Genomic DNA, 18,467 nt, shown 5'->3' on the forward strand with positions numbered 1-18,467 from the left:
TCAAAGCAAAAAGCAGTCCTCCCCGGACTGCCACACTTCTGCTTTTATACCAAACGTTCAAAAAATCTTCTTTGTCTCCCGATCGTCCTTCAGGATCTCAACTGCCTCCCGGAAACGCAAGGAATGCACGATCTCCCGTTCCCTCAGAAATTTCAGACTGTCCTGCAGATCCACGTCATCTGTCATGTCGATCAACCATTGGTATGTAGCCCGGGCCTTCTCTTCCGCTGCAATGTCCTCGTACAGATCCGCAATCGGATCACCCTTGGCTTGAATATATGTGGCGGTAAACGGTACACCAGCTGCGTTACTGTAAAAAAGGGCCTTATCATGATTAACGTAGTGAGCAGCCAGCCCGGCTTGCTCCAGCTGTTCCACTGTAGCATCTTTGGTGAGCTTATAGATCATGGTTGCAATCATCTCTAAATGAGCAAATTCTTCTGTGCCGATATCATTCAACAGACCAATAATTTTGTCTGGAATAGTATATCGTTGATTCAGATAACGAAGTGCTGCCGCCAATTCGCCATCTGCTCCGCCATACTGTTCCATCAGTAATTTAGCCATGTAAGGGTCACATTTACTCACGCGAACGGGATATTGCAGTTTTTTCTCGTAGACCCACATTCCACGACTCCTCCTTTAACTTTTATACCTGCCAAGGCCATGGTGTCTGGGACCACTCCCACGGATATTTCGAGAAGGCATGACCAAAATTCATCAGCGGTCCATACAGCTGTTGAAACTCATGAGCTACCCGCATTCGCTCCTGGCTGAACTTGTTGTACTGCTCAATGCTTTGGAAGTCACCCGGATGGGTATCCAGATACAGATTCAGTTCCACTAACACAAAGTCCAGCGCCTGAAGTTCTTCCAGCAACTCGTAGTATTTTGCATCACAGGCTTTCGGTGCTTCAGGTTCCATCTGTCTCCACCTTCCTCTCCTTTGATTTCTTGGATGTGTAAGGGCTATATAATGCAGGCCATAATGTTCCCAGTCTCAGCGCTTCTGCCGGACTGTATTGCGGCCACCCCATGGGCTGGAAAGGTATAAACAACTGCGGTGGAACAAGATACGTGCGGATTTCCATCGGTTTACAAGGATCAAACGGCCCCACAAAAGGAGCATAGGCTCGAAGCTGTGGATCCTTCACTCGACATGCCTCCTTCAACGATATTTACAAACATCCCCCATACAATTCAAACCATTGCTTCCCGTCTCTATATGCATATGTTTCAGTTCTACAGGTTAATCCCCATTATCTAAAACTTCGTAAAGGAATTTCTCATGCCTTCTTCACTCTCGACCAAAAAAAGACCCTTGGAAGCACCTCTTACGGCACTTCCAAAGGTCTGTATTTCGTAAAATGAGTAACATGTTCACACTTGCAAGTCCTACTCATCATCAAACTACAACAAAATCTATTCTGCTGGTTTTTCTTCCGATTTCATGTTTTGAGGAACTGATTGCTTGTACACTCGAACCCGAGTAATTCGCAAACGAGTGGACTCTTCCACTTCAAAGACGTATCCATTCAGTTCCTGAGTTTTGCCCTTGGCTGGATTACCTCCAAGCTCTTTAAACAGCCATCCACCAATGGTATCCACTTCCTCATCCTCAATGATGGCTCCAGTCCACTTATGAACCTCTTCAATAAGAGAACGACCATCAATGGAAAATGAATCACCACTGCGTTCCATATGCGGACGCTCATCCTCAAATTCGTCATACAAATCTCCAACGATCTCTTCCAGAATCTCTTCGGCAGTCAGCAGTCCCGCCGTGCCACCATATTCATCAACCACCAGCGTCATCTGAGAATGTTTCTTCTGCATTAGACGCAACACATGGCTGATTTCCATCGATTCAGGCACGTTCAAGATTGGACGGACAAGTGAAGCCAGATCATGTTGTTGCTCCGGTTTAGCCAGCAACAGATCGGTGATGTGGATAAATCCAATAATCTCATCCTTGTCTTCTACTGCCACAGGATACCGGGAATGTTTGGTTGCATTAATAATCTCCAGGTTCTCTTCCAAAGACATATGCGTATACAGACAATCCATGTCTGTACGTGGCAACATCACTTCACGTGCCAGCATATCGGAGAAATCAAAGATATTGTCCATCAATTTAATCTCATCTTTATCGATAACACCACTCTTGGCACTCTGCTTCATAAGAATACGAAGTTCATCTTCCGAGTGAGCTTCCCCTTCACTGGCAGGTTCGATACCCGCCAGACGTAGCAAAGCATTAGCTGATACATTCAGTACCCAGATGAACGGGAAGAAGATTTTGTAGAACAACAGCAAGGGTGCAGATAAGAACAAAGCCACTCCGTCTGTTTTTTGAATTGCCAATGATTTAGGCGCAAGCTCACCCAGCACTATATGCAGAAACGTAATGATGCAGAAACCGATAATGACGGACACGGTCGATATAAGCCCTGTATCTCCTACACCGAGCTTAAACATGAGAGGCTCAACGAGCAATTCAGAGATGGCTGGTTCTCCCAGCCACCCGAGTCCAAGCGATGTCAATGTAATCCCGAACTGAGTTGCCGATAGATAGGAATCCAGTTTACTATTCACCTTCAGCGCATAACCAGCCATACGATTTCCTTCACTCTGCAATTGAGTTAAGCGTGTTTGCCTTACTTTCACAAGGGAAAATTCCGCTGCAACAAATACGCCATTCAAAAATACGAGCAAAAAGACACAGACCAGATTAAATACCAGCTGTCCAAGATGAAATTCGGTATGAATATCCAAGTTGAAACTCCCCTTTTCTATCTATTTCAGGAATACACCTGGAATATCAACGTGTGATTGCCTTTCTCGATTTGAAATCCACACCTTTGTAGTACATATCTGCCACCAGCAGGTTTGGCCCGCAACAGGATGCGATATCGCAATGGCAGTTAACCGTCTGATTCAACGGATGTTCTGCTGACCACTCATGGAACACATCATCCAGCTTACGATCTCGAATATTGCCAAATGCAGGGATGTCCGCAAAATCGGTCACATACACATTACCCGTAAACATGTTGACATTAACACGGTTGCGTCCGTCCGGATCATTGCGTACCGTCACATTGGGCTCGCTGTATAGTCGGTTGATCAGTTCCCGATCCTGCTCTGCTGCATTACACGCGAAGAATGGCAGTGTACCGAAGAGCATCCACATATCCTTGTCACGCACATCAAGCAAACGATGAATCGCTGCTCTCATATGGTCCAGTGATAACACGGGCAACGACGAAGCAAAGTTCGAGTTATACATCGGATGCACTTCATGACGGACACAGCCCATCTCACGAATCAATTGGTGAATACCATCCAGTTTGTCGTGCGTACGGAAGTTAATCATGGTCTCCGCAGAGATAAACATGCCTGCTTCACTTAATTTGCGCGAATTTTCAATCATTTTCTCATACATCTTCACCGCTACTTCACGTTTCACAGGTCGGCCACTGTTCGCAAATCCAACTTGATGGAAATCATCTGCATTCAGGTAGTTGAATGAGATATGCATAACGTCCAGATACGGTAAAAGTTGCTCATACCGGCTAATATCCAGCGTTAAGTTGGAATTGATCTGGGAACGGATGCCACGTTCCTTGGCATATTTAAGCAGTGGGATAATCATCTCATCCACTGTTTTCTGGCTAAAGCTTGGCTCGCCACCCGTCAGACTAATCGTCTGCAGGTGCTCGACTTCATCCAATCGTTTCAGCATCAGCGGCAGCGGAAGAGCTGGCGCTTCGCGCATCGTAAGCATATCCCCCACGGCACAGTGCTCACATCTCATGTTGCACAGATGTGTCACCGTCATTTCTACACTGGTCAGCACATGGCGTCCATATGTACGCAGAGAGCCGATCGGATCCCACGGATCATTCGTCGGCGATAAAGGCATCGGTTGTACCGATCCTGAGTTTAGCATGGTCATTGTTCTTCACCTTATTCCTTTTATTAACCTAAAAAGTTTTATTTACATCATACCTTGTGTTTCTCTTTTTGGAGTTATCTTTTATCATAGCACAATTTTGAATGCTCCGGCATACGTAGACCCTGTCCATTACATAACAAAAAACGCTCAAGCAACTCTGGGCCGAATCACGAAATGGCCCCGATATTACAACATGAGCGCTAATCATCTTCCAAGCTTGTTCAGCTTTCCAACCGTTCATTTTGGGCGGATGAAGGTGCATCTTCCACACCTTCCACACCTGTGATCATGACAGACAGTGCTGTCGACAGGTTAATTTCGTAAGGCGAAGATAACGTTTGACCATCCGCATCCTTGAGGACTCGGATAAGGGGACGCTGAGGAACTCGGGGATGGATTGCTGCGACCACCCCAACTTCTCCTGTACTAAGCGTGACGGAAAGACCCACGGGGTAGATCGCTACACAATCCCTGAATCTCTCCAGCATCCGCTGTTCGTAAAGCGTGCCCGAACCCGTATATAGCACCTCTACCGCCTGATGCGGCAGCAAGGCTTGCTTGTATACCCGATTCGTTGTCATGGCATCATATGAATCAGCAAGCGCAATCCATTTGGCATATTCATGAATCTCTTTGTCCTTCAGGCCAAAGGGATATCCACTGCCATCAATTCGTTCATGATGCTGCAATGCACAATGTGCAGATAGAAGTGGTATACCTGGTTCGTCTTTGAGAATACGATGTCCATATGTAGTGTGCTGCTGAATGATTTTAAATTCCTCGTCACTCAACCTGGAGGGCTTCTGGAGTATTTCCGATGCAATCTGTGTTTTGCCAATGTCATGCAACAAGGCACCCAGACCAATCTCCATTAATTGCTGGCGTGTGTAACCCGCAGCCACACCAAGAACCAGGGTGTACACACATACATTCAGAGAATGACTATACAGGTCAAAATCACTGGAGTTCATATCCATCAGCATTATCATGGCTTCCTTTTGACTGCCGATGTCTTCCAGAATGGTATTCATCACACCACTAAGCGCTTTACCGAAATGAGGAATCCGGTTCTTCGTTTTCAGTCCTGACATACTCTGGAATTGCTGTTTGATCTCTACCAGCGCTTTCCTCCTGGTCTCTTCCTGCAACATATCCGGAACAATGATATCTTCGGTCGCGGCATCTCTGATATAAACATAACCAACCCCAAGATCTTTGAGACGCCCAATCAGTCGGCTTGTTAGCTCTACATCTTCACTAAGTAATACCAGGCCCTCTTCACTATAAATACGTTTCCCCAGCTTCATGCCAGGCTGCAATAAGTTTATATGTACTAAACGCACAGCCTATCCTCTCCCGCTCCGTAGATGTAATTACCACTAGCCGCCGCTTCAGCAGAAGGCAAGTCCTTTATTTAGTTTCACGCCAGCGGGCTCGCAGGCTGTCGTCCAGCGCCCCTGGTCGTTTTAATTCCAGTTCCAGCAAATCGCGTATGAATTCCGGAAGATGATAGAGCGTGTTGGTTCCATGAGCCAAAGAAGGATACCCTACGTTAAATGTAAACATGTCCAGCGTTCCAACGACATACTCGCCTTGATCGTCCATCGGCTCCCCATGGATGGAAATAGATTGGATTTTCTCATAAGCTGGCGCAGCTGGATTGTATTGAACTTCCATTCCATCCATACATAACGTACCAAGAATTTGACCACGAAAACCAAATCCTACAATGGGTTTACCTGAGAACTCATCCAACAAGGACTGCTCAAGCGCTTCACGAATATGACTTCCTCTCAAGCATATTGTACAAGCATTTATAGGAGATGGACATAGGGAATGCAACATTCCTTTTGTAATATTGCCTTGTGGAAGGTCTCCAAGAAGCTGACCCGCATTCACCAGTGACAACTGAGCTCCTGTGAATTGACGAACAGCTTGTGCCAGCAATGAGGCAAAAGGAGATTCCCGGTCATATTGGATGGGCAATAACCGGTCCGTGATCACTGCTGTCTGGTCCAGTGCCCTTTCGGCTTCCGTACGATTCGTGGCAATTGCCAGCGTGACCTGATCATCCAGTAGTATACTCTCGGTACTAACACATCCGCTACTTACCAGTTGGAGAGGTTCTCCCAAACTTGTTCGTTCCAGAACCACTTTCCCAAGCCATTGGCCAAATTTACCAGCTGCGCCCAGCACGGTCTGACCAATGACTAATGGTTCTTCCAGAACATGATGGGTATGCCCACCGAGAATAACATCAATTCCAGCAATCTGTTCCGCCAGTCTCCGATCTGTGGAAAGTCCCAGATGCGAGAGAATAATCACCACATCCACTTCAGAGCGTAATGCTTCAACCTGAACTCTTAGTGTTTCCAACGGGTCCAGAACATCCCAACCCAGCAGTTCGTAGAACGTGGTGAATGGCGCAGTAGCCCCCAGCAGACCAATGCGAAATGAACCTTTCTCCACGATGAGGGAAGGTTTCATCCACACAGGCGGAAGACCTGTGGCTTGTTCAACGACATTGCCACATATCACAGGACACAGAAGTCCAGCGTAGGACTGTGCGAGCTGATCAGGCGTAAAGGTCAGTCCTTCGTTATTCCCGATGGTTATGGCATCGTAGCCGGTCAGATTGATCACATCGACGTTAGCCACGCCTAAAGTTCCTTCTGTCTCCACAGCCATCCGGTCCATGTGATCGCCGATATCCAGTACAAGGATGTCTCCACCTTGTTCACGTACCTCATTGATCATAGCGGCGATGGTGCTCATGGAGCCGAAGTGACTATGGATGTCATTGGTGTGCAGAATCGTCAATGTTTGCTTCTCCCTGGTGCTCATCACACCGCCTCCTCCGCTCTTCAATAAACGTTCACTCTTCTAATGGATAAGCATAACATTTTCCACCTCGTTATGATATATTTAAAGGGTTTAGAGATCAAAAAGAGGTGAGTCATATCATGAAATTGACAATTCAACTATTTGCAGGCATTGCAGAACGTTTAAATACATCCCTCCTCGAGTTTGAGTACATTGGAGACGCTCCGACTGCTGCTGATGTAAAAGAAAAACTGAGCCTGGCCTACCCCGAGGCAGCATCTCAGATAAGAACATCCTTTCTCGCAGTTAACCAGCAGTATGCTCCTGCCGATACTATACTCCGGTCAGAAGATGAACTGGCGTTAATCCCTCCTGTCTCTGGTGGCGATGGTACGGATATGCCCGATGAGAAGCATCCTTCTCCCTCTCCTGAGCATCGTACTGAAGACGGGTTATTTCTGATTACCGAGTCCGCCTTGTCTGTGGAAGCTACGACGGCGCTAGTCATTACCGCGAATCACGGCGCTGCCCTTACTTTTGTGGGTACAACTCGTGAAATGACCGGTGAACAGCGAACCGTTCATCTGGAATACGAGGCCTATGTACCGATGGCCCTTTCTCAGATGGCAGCCATTGGAACGGAAATCTCCGATCGATGGCCTGGTGTACTGTGTGCGATCAGTCATCGCATCGGTAAAGTGGATGTGGCAGAGATTAGTGTAGTCATTGCCGTTTCCTCGCCTCACCGCAATGACTGTTACGATGCAAGCCGCTACGCCATTGAAAGACTCAAACAGACAGTCCCGATCTGGAAAAAGGAAATCTGGGAAGATGGCTCTGAATGGAAGGGACATCAACTAGGACCCTGGAACCCTATGGAGAACTAACCATGAGTCATTACACCTTTTTGATAGAGTGGGTTAATAGTAAATAAGTCGTTGTCAACCCATTTTTTTCTTGTTATTATAAAGATATGTGTCGATATTAGTCGAGGAAAAGGTGGTTTATACGTGAGAGTGCATGTTACTGATCTTAAACCTGGCGACCTGTTAAAAAATGATGTTTACAACAGTTCGGGTCTCCACATGCTGATGAAAGGTTCCACCCTCAGTGAAGATGACCTGTCCAAGCTGCTGCAACATGGAATCGATTACGCAGATGTAGAACATACAACATCCGACCTACACTCTGATGCACAAACCATACCTTCCGATCAAACCCGTCTGTTAACTAATCTGTTTAACGATACGATCAAAGGTACTGAATCTCTATTTCAACAAGCGATGGAGAAGGGTTTTATTGATGAGACACAGGTCGATGAGATTTTGATTACCCTAACGGGACAGCTGGAAAAACAGAAAGATGTTGTCTCCTTGTTACTTATGCTGGACGGGGATAGCGATTATACTTACAACCATTCATTGCAAGTCGGAATGCTCGCTTTTTATATCGCCGGCTGGATGGGCTACAACCCCGAGGAATGTCTAACGGTAGCGAAAGCAGGATATCTCCATGATATCGGCAAGTCCAAGATTTCTTCTGAAATGTTACATAAACCTGGTAAACTGACGACGGAAGAGTTCGATGAAATGAAGAAACACACATTCTATGGGTACGATATTATTAAAGAATCGACGCAAGATGAAATTCTCGCCACCGTTGCCCTTCAGCATCATGAGCGCGAGGATGGAAGTGGTTATCCTCATGGACTACGTCGCGATGAGATCCATCCATATGCCCGTATAACCGCTGTAGCTGACGTCTACAGCGCTATGACGACGAATCGGGTGTACCAGACCAAACAGGAGCTTATCTCTGTTCTGTGCGAACTGTACAGCCTAAGCTTCGGTCAGCTAAATGGTGAAGCAACACAAGAACTGATCAAGCACATGCTGCCGAATTTTATTGGTAAACGAGTGCTGCTCACGACGGGTCAGACTGGTCTCATTGTCATGAATAATCCTGCAGATTATTTCCGGCCACTCGTTCAGACCTCTACGGCCTTTATTGATTTAGCGAAAGAAAGAGATATTGCTATTGTTGAAATCTATGTACAATAAGCATAAGTATAAAAAGGGAAGCCGTAATCGGCTTCCCTTTTGTCTATCGTGATGCCGTTCGTGTTGGATTAAACGTAGAATGCTTTTGTGATGATAACCAACAGAATGAACAGTACCAAGATTGCACCAGTCGATGTGAATGGATTGTATCCACCTACGCCGCCTACGTTGCCTCCACAGCCATATCCTACTTCGCTCATGTGATTGCCTCCTCTTCATCAGGTATACCCTAACATATGACGCTCCGCTCCAGATGAACCGGGCGAAACGGCAACATTCGATAATTGGTTGTCTGTCAGGTCTCGCATCCTGTCTAAAGATTTGAGCTCATCCTAATCCTCTTCATCGTAGTGTTCTATATATCAGGATCGGAATGAACCTGGATACCGTTTTCCTTGCGGTACATGATGACAAGTAATCGCCAAAATTCATAACTGCCTGTATCGTTCATAATAAACGGTCGATAATAGTCTAGCGCTTGCTGTGCCCATGCAGGACAATCCATATTGGAAAGTTGCTTCTGTTGCTGACTCCAGTCTCCCTGAATCTCCAGCGTTTTCTGCATGGCTTCAAACATTCTCTTCTGCTCCGTGGTCATCGGCTGGGCCTCCTGTTCCTGGGACGCAGTTTCGTATTCAGACTGTAGGTATGCTCCCGGTTCTGTCACACCATCTTCACTGGCAGTATATCCGTAAGAAGGCGCGCTTGTTTTACGGATCTCATAATGTACATGCGGACCCGTACTCTGACCTGTGCTCCCCTGATTACCGATAAGCTGGCCTCGCTTCACTTGCTGTCCAACGCTTACAGCAATACGTGAAAGGTGTGCATAACAATGCAAATACCCTCGATGATCCTGAAGTGCTACTGTAAGCCCGTAACCGCCGAATCCGGAGCCTGTAACTCCCTCCGAAGCAAAACGTACCCTACCCTCCATAAAGGCATAGACAGGGCCATTCCAGGGTTCTGTCACGAGATCAATTCCGCGATGAAACGTCTGTCCACCATGAATGGGATGAATTCGATAGCCGAATGAACTTGTAATTCGATATCCCTCGAAAGGGTTAACGCTCATACACTCACATCCTTTTCTATCATTAAATGCTTAAATCTATGAAATGGCTTGTGCTATTAGTCTTATTTTATCCCACAAAAATACCGCTCAGAATATCATTGGAGCCACTATCTGGTCTCTCTCAATGTATATTCCAAGCGGTGCAATACGCTACTATAATTATAATAGCTATGTAATTGAATAACGCCAAGCTCATCAGTATACTAAGAAATTCAAAAAAAAGGTCGAAGGAATATCCCTCGACCTTTCTTCAATGATTTTGTGATTCCGTGAAAAGGATTTGAAGCTTAATAGCAACAACACCGTTCCGCTTCACGGCTTCGAATAGCGCTGCATTGGATTAACCAATAGAGCCTTCCATTTCGAATTTGATCAATCTATTCATCTCAACGGCATATTCCATTGGCAATTCCTTCGTGAATGGCTCAATGAAGCCCATGATAATCATCTGTGTTGCTTCTGCATCAGTCAGACCACGGCTCATCAGGTAGAAGAGCTGATCCTCAGACACTTTGGATACTGTAGCTTCATGCTCCAGCATGATATTATCATTCATGATTTCATTGTAAGGAATCGTATCCGATGTGGACTCATTATCGAGAATGAGTGTATCACACTTGATATTGGATTTTGCACCCTCCGCTTGACGTCCAAAGGAAGCCAAACCACGATACGTTACTTTACCGCCATGTTTACTGATGGACTTGGACACGATTGTAGATGTTGTATCCGGAGCCAAGTGGATCATTTTCGCACCTGCATCCTGATGCTGGTTTTTACCAGCTACAGCGATGGAGAGCACGGAACCTTTCGCTCCACGGCCTTTCAGTACAACTGCTGGATATTTCATCGTCAGTTTGGAACCGATGTTACCATCGACCCATTCCATTGTTGCATTTTCTTCTGCAACCGCACGTTTCGTAACGAGGTTGTAGATGTTTGGTGCCCAGTTTTGGATCGTTGTGTAACGAACACGAGCATTTTTCTTACAGATGATCTCAACGACCGCACTGTGCAGTGAGTTCGTGCTGTAGATTGGAGCTGTACATCCCTCTACATAGTGAACGAAGCTGTCTTCGTCGGCAATGATGAGTGTACGCTCGAATTGTCCCATATTCTCGGAGTTGATCCGGAAGTAGGCTTGCAGAGGCACTTCACATTTAACGCCCTTCGGCACGTAGATGAAGCTTCCTCCGGACCATACCGCACTATTCAATGCAGCAAATTTGTTATCTGCTGGCGGAATAACCGTTGCAAAATATTCACGCAGGATTTCCGGATGCTCTCTGAGAGCCGTATCCGTATCCATGAAGATTACACCTTGGTCTTCCAATTCTTTTTGCATGTTGTGGTATACAACCTCGGACTCATACTGAGCCGATACACCTGCAAGGAACTTCTGCTCTGCTTCAGGGATACCCAGTTTATCAAAGGTTTCCTTGATTTCGGAAGGAACTTCCTCCCATGTTTTACCTTGCTTCTCCGAAGCACGAACGTAGTATTGAATTTCATTGAAATCCAATCCGTCGAGATCTCCGCCCCATTTCGGCATTGGCATCTTTTCGAATTGTTTCAAGGATTTCAAACGGAATTCCAACATCCATTCCGGTTCATTCTTAATCTTGGAAATCTCGGTAACCACTTCTGCAGTCAGACCTTTACCGGTTTGAAAGATGGATTTGTGCTCGTCGCGAAAACCATATTTGTACTCTTCCATTTCTGGTGCTTTTTTAGCCATCTTGCTCTACCTCCCTATCGTTATTGTACTTTGTTCTCTTCGTCAATCCCTTTGCGTAATGCATTCCAGGCCAGAGTGGCACATTTGATGCGTGCAGGGAACTTGTTCACACCGGATAGGGCTTCGAGATCTTCATAATCGTCGAAATCGACTTCTTCACCTTTCATCAGTGAGGAAAAACGGTTAGCGATATCGAGTGCCTGTTCCATTGTTTTGCCTTTGACAGCCTCCGTCATCATCGATGCCGAGGACATGCTGATGGAGCAGCCTTCACCCGTATATTTGGCTTCCTGAACGATTCCGTCTTTCAGCAAAATTTGCAGTGAAATCCGGTCGCCGCACGTTGGATTGTTCAAATTCACCGTGACAGCGTCATTATCAAATGTTCCGCGGTTCCGCGGGTTTTTGTAGTGGTCCATTATAACACGCCGGTACAGATCATCAAGTTGCATCGCCAAAATACTCCTTTGTCTGGATTAAGGCGCTGACAAGCCGATCTACATCTTGTTCGTTATTGTATAGATAGAAACTGGCACGAGCTGTTGAGCTAACCTCAAGCCAGCGCATTAACGGTTGACAGCAATGGTGTCCGGCACGAATGGCTACGCCACTCGCATCCAGCACAGTTGCCACATCATGCGGATGAACATCACCCAGGTTAAAGGTAACGACACCCACATGCCGCTTGGCTGGGCCATAGATGGTTAACCCGTCAATTTCGGCCAGACGTTCCGTTGCATAAGCTGCCAGCACGCTTTCATGATGTGCAATCTCATCCATACCAATCTGCTCCAGAAAATCAATGGCAGCTCCCAACCCTACCGCACCTGCGATAATTGGGGTTCCGCCTTCGAACTTCCACGGAAGCTCTTTCCAGTTGGATTCGTACAGACCCACATCATCAATCATTTCACCGCCGAACTCAATGGGTTCCATGGACTCCAGCAGCGCCTTTTTGCCGTAGAGTGCACCGATTCCGGTTGGTCCGCACATTTTATGACCGGATAATGCATAGAAATCACAGTCCAGATCCTGAACGTCTACCTTCATGTGAGGTGTGCTTTGTGCGCCATCAACAACGATGACAGCACCATTGCGATGTGCAATTTCAGCAATTTGTTTCACTGGGTGGATTATGCCCATAACATTGGATACATAAGCGATTGCTACAATTTTAGTATTGTTTGTAATCGTCTTCTCGACATCAGCCAATTCAATATGACCGTCAGGCTGAAGCGGGATGTATTTCAATGTTGCTCCTGTCTCCTTGGCAACCTGCTGCCAAGGAATCAGATTACTATGGTGCTCCATTTGCGTGATAACAATTTCATCGCCTTCTTTGCAATTGGTGCGGGCATAAGATGAAGCCACCAGATTCAGGGCTGTCGTTGTCCCGCGGGTAAAGATAATCTCCTCAGTACGACGGGCATTGATAAACTTGGCTACCTTCTCACGAGCGCCTTCGTAGGCGTCTGTTGCACGGCTTCCAAGGGTATGAACACCGCGGTGCACGTTGGAGTTCTCATACTCATAATAATGTTTGACTGCTTCAATCACAGCATGAGGTTTCTGTGAAGTTGCAGCACTATCTAAATATACGAGCGGGTGTCCGTTAATTTCCTGGTGGAGGATCGGGAACTGCTCGCGAATGGACGGGTTCATTGTCCGAGTTTCCGTTCAATGAGAGACTGCAATTGGGTACGCAGTGCTTCCAAAGGAATATCCGCCACCACCGGAGCCAAGAAGCCATAAATGATCAGGCGTTCTGCATCCGTACGGTTAATTCCGCGCGACATCAAGTAATGAATCTGCTCGGCATTGACTTGACCAACAGAAGCCGCGTGACCTGCTGTTACATCGTCCTCGTCAATAAGAAGGATCGGGTTGGCGTCGCCACGTGCTTTAGGACTCAGCATCAACACTTTCTCTGTCTGCTGTCCATCGGCTTTGGTCGCGCCTTTCTCAATCTTCGTGATTCCGTTGATGATTGCAGAAGCTTCTTCACGCATCACTGCACGTGTAATCATCTGACTTGGCGTATTCTTGCCGAAGTGACGAGCTTCTGTGGTGTAGTTGATTTTCTGCGAACCCGAACCCACAGCGATGACTTTGGAATCAGAACTTGATCCATTGCCTTTGAGCACGGTCATCGTGTTGCTCGCTGTATCGCCGTTATTCATTTCCCCAACGATCCACTCGATTGAAGCATCATTTTCCAACACTGCACGACGGAATGAAACATCAGTCACATTCACACTCAGTTGATGAACCGATGCAAAACGTACTTTAGCACCAGATTTTGCGAATACTTCCACAACACCATTATGGAAAACAGGTGCGGACAATTCGCCAGACACATAGTTATCCACATACGTTACGGAGCTGTTTGCTTCAGCAACCACGAGCACGTGAGGTGCAAACGTTGCAGATGCGTCATCCGTAAGCAGGACTGCTTGCAGCGGCACTTCAATTTCGACATTCTTCGGAACATACAGGAAAACCCCACCATTCCAAAGTGCTGCATGCAATGCAGCGAGGGAATGCTCATCTGCTTTCACTGCTGTGTTCAAATACGTTTTTACCAGGTCACCGTGTTCGCGAACCGCTGTAGCCAGATCCGTGAAGATAACTCCTTTTGCCGCCAGATCAGCAGACAACTTGGAGTACACTGTTCCGGAATTACGCTGGATAACCAGACTACCCTCAGCTTGATCTTTAACCAGATCTTTGATGGAAGCAGGCACTTCTTCTAAAGAAGAAATGGCTTCACTTGTTTTATATGTTCCGTACTCGCTGACATTCCAGCGTTCGATTTTTTGTTTTTCCAGTTTCGGAAGCGCAAGCCCGCTCGCAAGCGTTAAAGCTTCGAGCCGCTGTTCGGTCAACCAGCCGGGTTCATTGTTGCTTTCCGACAAGGCGCGAAGCGCTTCAGATTCAACCGGAAGAATTGTTTGTGTAGTCATTGATTAATCCTCCTCCGTTTTGTCTTTACGCTTCTTGGCCTACAGTTTCGTCTGTAATTCCCAGCTCTGCCTTTACCCAGTCATACCCTTCCGCTTCCAGACGGTGAGCCAATTCAGGTCCGCCGGATTTCACGATACGACCTTGCATCATTACGTGAACATAGTCAGGCGTAATGTAGTTCAACAGACGTTGGTAGTGAGTGATGATCAGGAAGCCACGATCTTCGCTCTTCATAGCGTTCACACCGTCAGCCACGATTTTCAGAGCATCGATGTCCAGACCGGAGTCAATTTCATCAAGTACTACAATTTTCGGATCAAGCAGCATCATTTGCAGAATCTCGTTACGTTTTTTCTCACCACCGGAGAAACCTTCATTCAAGTAACGATGAGCGAACTCAGGGTTCATGTCGAGTTCTTTCATTTTACCTTCCATTTGACGAATGAACTTGATCAGGGAGATCTCGTTACCTTCGCCGCGACGTGCGTTGATCGCACTACGCAAGAAGTCGGAGTTCGTAACACCTGCAATTTCACTTGGGTATTGCATAGCCAGGAATAGACCTGCGCGTGCGCGCTCATCTACAGCCATGTCCAATACATCTTCACCATCAAGTGTAATTGTACCGTCAGTTACTTCATATTTAGGGTGGCCCATCAATGCTGAAGCCAGAGTTGATTTACCTGTTCCGTTCGGCCCCATGATTGCGTGGATTTCTCCACCTTTCATTTCCAGGTTAATGCCTTTCAGGATTTCCTTACCTTCGATCGTCGCTTTCAGACCTTCAATGACGAAATTCGTAGCCATGTGTATTGTTTCCCTCCATTGATTAATTTAATGTTTGCTGTCGAAAACGAAAAAGCGCCTATTATATCTGAACAGGGCTTCCCCTGAATTTCTCCTGTACTTGATTCTGTATAGGAAGAACACTTTAGAATAATTCTAAACTGATTCTCAATGATAATCAAGTCATTTCCTAAGAGCCCCTGTTCCTTGCAGGAAATATTATTCTATCTGATTCTATAATAAATGCCCAATTGAATCAAATGAGAAAACATCTTCGTCAGAGATAGACAGTGAGAAAAATCACAGTAAATCAACCTTTTATCTGATTCTTCTACGCTAATTAAAAAGGACTTATCCATATCGTGGACAAGTCCTTCCGTTAGTAACATTACATTTTGAGCATTTCGTTAATCTTCTGTACCTGTTCGTCAAAATCCGCAACGTCCACCGCCGGCGTCATTTCGCGCGGCACCGAACCATTCGGAATGGAAATCCAGGAACGGCAACCATTATATTCAGGTAGTACTGGGATCTCCATCGGTTCATTCAAAAGGTACACACGTAGAATCAATACATGGAGCGGATCTTTCCGTTTCCATTTCAAACGGTCTTCGGCAAAATCCGCTGTCCACATATGAAAGTCAAAAAGCCGATCCAGCATCTCCTGATCTCGTATCTCCAGATCCTGCGTTACCTCGGCATATGCCGTAATGCGGATTGTCGAAGCTTCGGGCACCCATTCGGCCAATGATTCTTCAACATAGGATTGATCCGAGGACTTAATCAGTTCTTTACGCTGATGTTCATAAGTCGGATACAGGTAAAATGCCGGACTTTTCAGCTCAAAATGTCGGGTTTCCTCCACAATGCCACCTTTGCGCATCACCATAATCTGGCGACCCGTTTCCAGTGCTTTAATTGCAGATGCCCATTCTTTTAAAGCCGGAATCGTTGGTTCTAACATAAGCGGTCCCCTCCTATCGTTCTTGTCAGCAGTATAGACGCTCACTGCGTTTCTGACAACATGATCCGGATCAGGAAGCTTACATTAAAAATCCACTTGAATAAGGTTTTATCGTGGATGTATTAACCCAGGAAAGAGCGAAGCATCCACATATGTTTCTCCAAATCCGCCTTAAAGCCAGTCAGCATATCGGATGTTGGTTGATCTTCAGCTGCATCTGCAACTTCGATCCCTTCCTGATATTCGTTCGAAAGCGTAGCGAAGTCCTCAATCAGGTTTTGCACCATTGTCTTGGCGTCTTCACCGCCTGCTGCTTCCTGGATAGAGGAAAGCTCCAGGTACTCTTTCATTGTTGCTGTAGGGCTACCTTTCAGCGTAAGAATACGTTCAGCGATTTCATCCATTTGCACGGTAACTTCATTGTAGAATTCTTCGAATTTCACATGCAATGTGAAGAAGTTAGGTCCTTTAACGTACCAGTGATAGTTATGGATTTTGACGTACAATACGTTCAGGTTAGCTACCTGACGATTAAGTACTTGTTCCACCGATTTCGCTTGATCTGTTTTGTTTTTTGTAGCCATATTAATCCCATCCTTTATTTAAAATTAGTCCGTCATGCTTGGTTCGCAGGTTGGGCCTGCAATGCATAACAGAGAGTTAATGATACGTCACCGCATGGTAGCGGAGAGGCTTGTTAACGGCGTTTCTCTCAACCGTCCGGCCTATTTGTTTTTACCCTTACACGGGAAGTTCGAATCAGGATTGACTTAGCTTGTCACAAAAAAAAGTTCAAAAACCGCGCTATTTCCGATATACTGACATATACCAAGCAAAGAAGTGGGTTTTCCTGTTTCTTCATATATATGGAGGTGGCACCTTTGTCCCAATATCGCCCTTTTACTCCCCAGGATGCAATTGAACTGGCCAAAACATTACCGGGTCCGTTTGCGGCAGATGCGAATCTGGATTGTCACGAGATCGGCGACGGCAATCTGAATTTGGTATTCCACATCACGGATCAGAACTCCGATAAAAGTATCATTATCAAACAGGCGCTTCCTTATGCGAAAGTGGTTGGAGAATCTTGGCCACTCTCTCTGGTACGCGCCCGAATTGAACGTGAAATTCTGCAGGAGGAGTATCGTCTATGTCCGGGGATGGTACCCGAAGTGTATCATTACGATGACGACCTCGCGTTAACGGTTATGGAAGATCTAAGTGATCATGTGATCATGCGCAAAGGCCTGATTGAAGGTGTTACCTATCCTCTTTTTGCACAGCATATTGGGGAATTCATGGCAAGAACGTTGTTCTTCACATCTGACTTGGGCATGGACCAGCAATTGAAGAAGGAACAACAGGGCAGATTCATTAATCCGGACCAATGCAAAATAACGGAAGATCTGATCTTTGATGAACCCTATCGGATCGCCGAGAAAAATAATTATGATGTTTCCATTGAAGATGAAGCTGAAGCGCTTCGTTCCGATGGAGAGCTTCACCTTGAAGTGGCCTTGCTGCGGGAAAAATTCCTGACACATGGGCAGGCACTGCTTCATGGAGATCTGCATACAGGCAGTATTTTTGTTACACCGGAATCAACCAAGGTTATTGATCCCGAATTTGCGTATTATGGCCCCATGGGATTCGATGTCGGTGCAGTACTTGCCAACCTGCTATTAAACTACGCATCCCTGCCAGGATGGATTCAAGAGGAGACGGCTCTGCGTAAGCGTGAAACGCTTTTGCTGAATATGGTTCGTGATGTATGGACCGAGTTCGAATCCCGTTTCCGTGGCCTCTGGGCTAACGACCTGGTTGATCCGATGGCAAAAACGCCAGGTTATCAGGATCTGTATGTGCAACATTTGTTCCGAGATTCGATCGGCTTCGCAGCTGCCAAAATGGTTCGCCGTATCGTGGGCCTCGCTCACGTGGCTGATATAGATACCATTTCGGATGCGACTGAACGTGAGCATGCTCAGCGTAAAGCATTGTCCATTGGCAAAGCATTGATCAAGAACAATCGTCGCTTGAATACCATCGGTGAAGTACTCGATATCGTATCTACAGCTGTCTCTACTACTAAGGCGTAA

The 18,467-nt window shown here is 46.2% G+C and carries 19 protein-coding genes; 3 read left to right on the forward strand and 16 right to left on the reverse strand.

Annotation, left to right across the window (positions count from 1 at the left end):
• Positions 1-57: 57 nt before the first annotated feature.
• The 7 genes from AC4G47_RS21030 to AC4G47_RS21060 all read right to left on the reverse strand — a co-directional run bounded on the left by AC4G47_RS21030 (position 58) and on the right by AC4G47_RS21060 (position 6,802).
• Entirely contained in the window at positions 58-627 is a 570-nt protein-coding gene (locus AC4G47_RS21030; RefSeq protein ID WP_145319609.1) for a manganese catalase family protein, read from the reverse strand.
• 22 nt (positions 628-649) lie between these two features.
• The gene (locus AC4G47_RS21035; RefSeq protein WP_076209123.1) at positions 650-925 is read right to left on the reverse strand and encodes a spore coat protein CotJB; all 276 of its coding nucleotides are present in this window, start codon (positions 923-925) and stop codon (positions 650-652) included.
• Complete coding sequence (locus AC4G47_RS21040; RefSeq protein ID WP_458126136.1) at positions 915-1,154, reverse strand: spore coat associated protein CotJA; 240 nt, start codon at positions 1,152-1,154, stop codon at positions 915-917. Before AC4G47_RS21040 ends, AC4G47_RS21035 begins: the two co-directional genes overlap by 11 nt.
• 268 nt (positions 1,155-1,422) lie before the next feature.
• Positions 1,423-2,775, reverse strand: a complete 1,353-nt coding sequence (locus AC4G47_RS21045; protein ID WP_491102493.1) for a hemolysin family protein — start codon at positions 2,773-2,775, stop codon at positions 1,423-1,425.
• A gap of 46 nt (positions 2,776-2,821) precedes the next feature.
• Positions 2,822-3,958 carry a radical SAM/CxCxxxxC motif protein YfkAB gene (gene yfkAB, locus AC4G47_RS21050; protein WP_458126134.1) on the reverse strand — a complete coding sequence of 379 codons (1,137 nt, stop codon included), beginning with the start codon at positions 3,956-3,958 and terminating at the stop codon, positions 2,822-2,824.
• A gap of 221 nt (positions 3,959-4,179) precedes the next feature.
• On the reverse strand, positions 4,180-5,301 hold the full coding sequence (locus AC4G47_RS21055) for an HD-GYP domain-containing protein (protein WP_491102495.1): 1,122 nt from the start codon (positions 5,299-5,301) through the stop codon (positions 4,180-4,182).
• A 67-nt stretch (positions 5,302-5,368) separates the two neighbouring features.
• Positions 5,369-6,802, reverse strand: a complete 1,434-nt coding sequence (locus AC4G47_RS21060) for a bifunctional metallophosphatase/5'-nucleotidase (RefSeq protein WP_491102497.1) — start codon at positions 6,800-6,802, stop codon at positions 5,369-5,371.
• A 119-nt stretch (positions 6,803-6,921) separates the two neighbouring features.
• Between AC4G47_RS21060 and AC4G47_RS21065 the strand changes: the two genes are divergently transcribed.
• The gene (locus AC4G47_RS21065; protein WP_458126131.1) at positions 6,922-7,668 is read left to right on the forward strand and encodes a molybdenum cofactor biosynthesis protein; all 747 of its coding nucleotides are present in this window, start codon (positions 6,922-6,924) and stop codon (positions 7,666-7,668) included.
• A gap of 123 nt (positions 7,669-7,791) precedes the next feature.
• Positions 7,792-8,841: an HD-GYP domain-containing protein gene (locus AC4G47_RS21070; RefSeq protein ID WP_491102499.1), complete on the forward strand. Its 1,050-nt coding sequence runs from the start codon at positions 7,792-7,794 to the stop codon at positions 8,839-8,841.
• 68 nt (positions 8,842-8,909) lie between these two features.
• Here AC4G47_RS21070 and AC4G47_RS21075 read toward each other — a convergent pair whose 3' ends face one another.
• From AC4G47_RS21075 to AC4G47_RS21115, 9 genes are all read right to left on the reverse strand, one after another.
• The gene (locus AC4G47_RS21075; RefSeq protein ID WP_222125181.1) at positions 8,910-9,041 is read right to left on the reverse strand and encodes a YjcZ family sporulation protein; all 132 of its coding nucleotides are present in this window, start codon (positions 9,039-9,041) and stop codon (positions 8,910-8,912) included.
• 155 nt (positions 9,042-9,196) lie between these two features.
• Positions 9,197-9,916, reverse strand: coding sequence for a M23 family metallopeptidase (locus tag AC4G47_RS21080; protein ID WP_491102501.1), 720 nt, complete (start codon positions 9,914-9,916; stop codon positions 9,197-9,199).
• A gap of 340 nt (positions 9,917-10,256) precedes the next feature.
• Positions 10,257-11,654 (reverse strand): Fe-S cluster assembly protein SufB, encoded by a 1,398-nt coding sequence (sufB, locus tag AC4G47_RS21085; RefSeq protein ID WP_036669904.1) that lies wholly within the window; start codon positions 11,652-11,654, stop codon positions 10,257-10,259.
• A gap of 20 nt (positions 11,655-11,674) precedes the next feature.
• Positions 11,675-12,106, reverse strand: coding sequence for a Fe-S cluster assembly sulfur transfer protein SufU (gene sufU, locus AC4G47_RS21090; RefSeq protein WP_017689537.1), 432 nt, complete (start codon positions 12,104-12,106; stop codon positions 11,675-11,677).
• Positions 12,096-13,316 (reverse strand): cysteine desulfurase, encoded by a 1,221-nt coding sequence (locus AC4G47_RS21095; RefSeq protein ID WP_491102504.1) that lies wholly within the window; start codon positions 13,314-13,316, stop codon positions 12,096-12,098. Before AC4G47_RS21095 ends, sufU begins: the two co-directional genes overlap by 11 nt.
• Entirely contained in the window at positions 13,313-14,617 is a 1,305-nt protein-coding gene (gene sufD, locus AC4G47_RS21100) for a Fe-S cluster assembly protein SufD (protein WP_491102506.1), read from the reverse strand. Before sufD ends, AC4G47_RS21095 begins: the two co-directional genes overlap by 4 nt.
• Before the next feature lie 25 nt (positions 14,618-14,642).
• Complete coding sequence (gene sufC, locus AC4G47_RS21105; protein WP_017689540.1) at positions 14,643-15,425, reverse strand: Fe-S cluster assembly ATPase SufC; 783 nt, start codon at positions 15,423-15,425, stop codon at positions 14,643-14,645.
• Positions 15,426-15,792: 367 nt separating this feature from the next.
• The gene (locus AC4G47_RS21110) at positions 15,793-16,368 is read right to left on the reverse strand and encodes a DUF1802 family protein (protein WP_491102508.1); all 576 of its coding nucleotides are present in this window, start codon (positions 16,366-16,368) and stop codon (positions 15,793-15,795) included.
• Positions 16,369-16,490: 122 nt separating this feature from the next.
• Entirely contained in the window at positions 16,491-16,952 is a 462-nt protein-coding gene (locus AC4G47_RS21115) for a Dps family protein (RefSeq protein ID WP_145319641.1), read from the reverse strand.
• A 297-nt stretch (positions 16,953-17,249) separates the two neighbouring features.
• On the opposite strand from AC4G47_RS21115, the gene mtnK reads away from it, so the two are divergent.
• Positions 17,250-18,467 (forward strand): S-methyl-5-thioribose kinase, encoded by a 1,218-nt coding sequence (gene mtnK, locus AC4G47_RS21120; protein WP_491102510.1) that lies wholly within the window; start codon positions 17,250-17,252, stop codon positions 18,465-18,467.

It is taken from the genome of Paenibacillus sp. Negev47 (assembly GCF_058313655.1).

Excerpts from the sequence above, each read along its gene's own strand:
- AC4G47_RS21030 (WP_145319609.1), bottom strand. The coding sequence starts at position 627 with ATGTGGGTCTACGAGAAAAAACTGCAATATCCCGTTCGCGTGAGTAAA.
- AC4G47_RS21035 (WP_076209123.1), bottom strand. The coding sequence starts at position 925 with ATGGAACCTGAAGCACCGAAAGCCTGTGATGCAAAATACTACGAGTTG.
- yfkAB (WP_458126134.1), bottom strand. The coding sequence starts at position 3,958 with ATGACCATGCTAAACTCAGGATCGGTACAACCGATGCCTTTATCGCCG.
- AC4G47_RS21060 (WP_491102497.1), bottom strand. The coding sequence starts at position 6,802 with ATGAGCACCAGGGAGAAGCAAACATTGACGATTCTGCACACCAATGAC.
- AC4G47_RS21065 (WP_458126131.1), top strand. The coding sequence starts at position 6,922 with ATGAAATTGACAATTCAACTATTTGCAGGCATTGCAGAACGTTTAAAT.
- AC4G47_RS21075 (WP_222125181.1), bottom strand. The coding sequence starts at position 9,041 with ATGAGCGAAGTAGGATATGGCTGTGGAGGCAACGTAGGCGGCGTAGGT.
- AC4G47_RS21080 (WP_491102501.1), bottom strand. The coding sequence starts at position 9,916 with ATGAGCGTTAACCCTTTCGAGGGATATCGAATTACAAGTTCATTCGGC.
- sufB (WP_036669904.1), bottom strand. The coding sequence starts at position 11,654 with ATGGCTAAAAAAGCACCAGAAATGGAAGAGTACAAATATGGTTTTCGC.
- sufU (WP_017689537.1), bottom strand. The coding sequence starts at position 12,106 with ATGCAACTTGATGATCTGTACCGGCGTGTTATAATGGACCACTACAAA.
- AC4G47_RS21095 (WP_491102504.1), bottom strand. The coding sequence starts at position 13,316 with ATGAACCCGTCCATTCGCGAGCAGTTCCCGATCCTCCACCAGGAAATT.
- sufD (WP_491102506.1), bottom strand. The coding sequence starts at position 14,617 with ATGACTACACAAACAATTCTTCCGGTTGAATCTGAAGCGCTTCGCGCC.
- sufC (WP_017689540.1), bottom strand. The coding sequence starts at position 15,425 with ATGGCTACGAATTTCGTCATTGAAGGTCTGAAAGCGACGATCGAAGGT.
- AC4G47_RS21110 (WP_491102508.1), bottom strand. The coding sequence starts at position 16,368 with ATGTTAGAACCAACGATTCCGGCTTTAAAAGAATGGGCATCTGCAATT.
- AC4G47_RS21115 (WP_145319641.1), bottom strand. The coding sequence starts at position 16,952 with ATGGCTACAAAAAACAAAACAGATCAAGCGAAATCGGTGGAACAAGTA.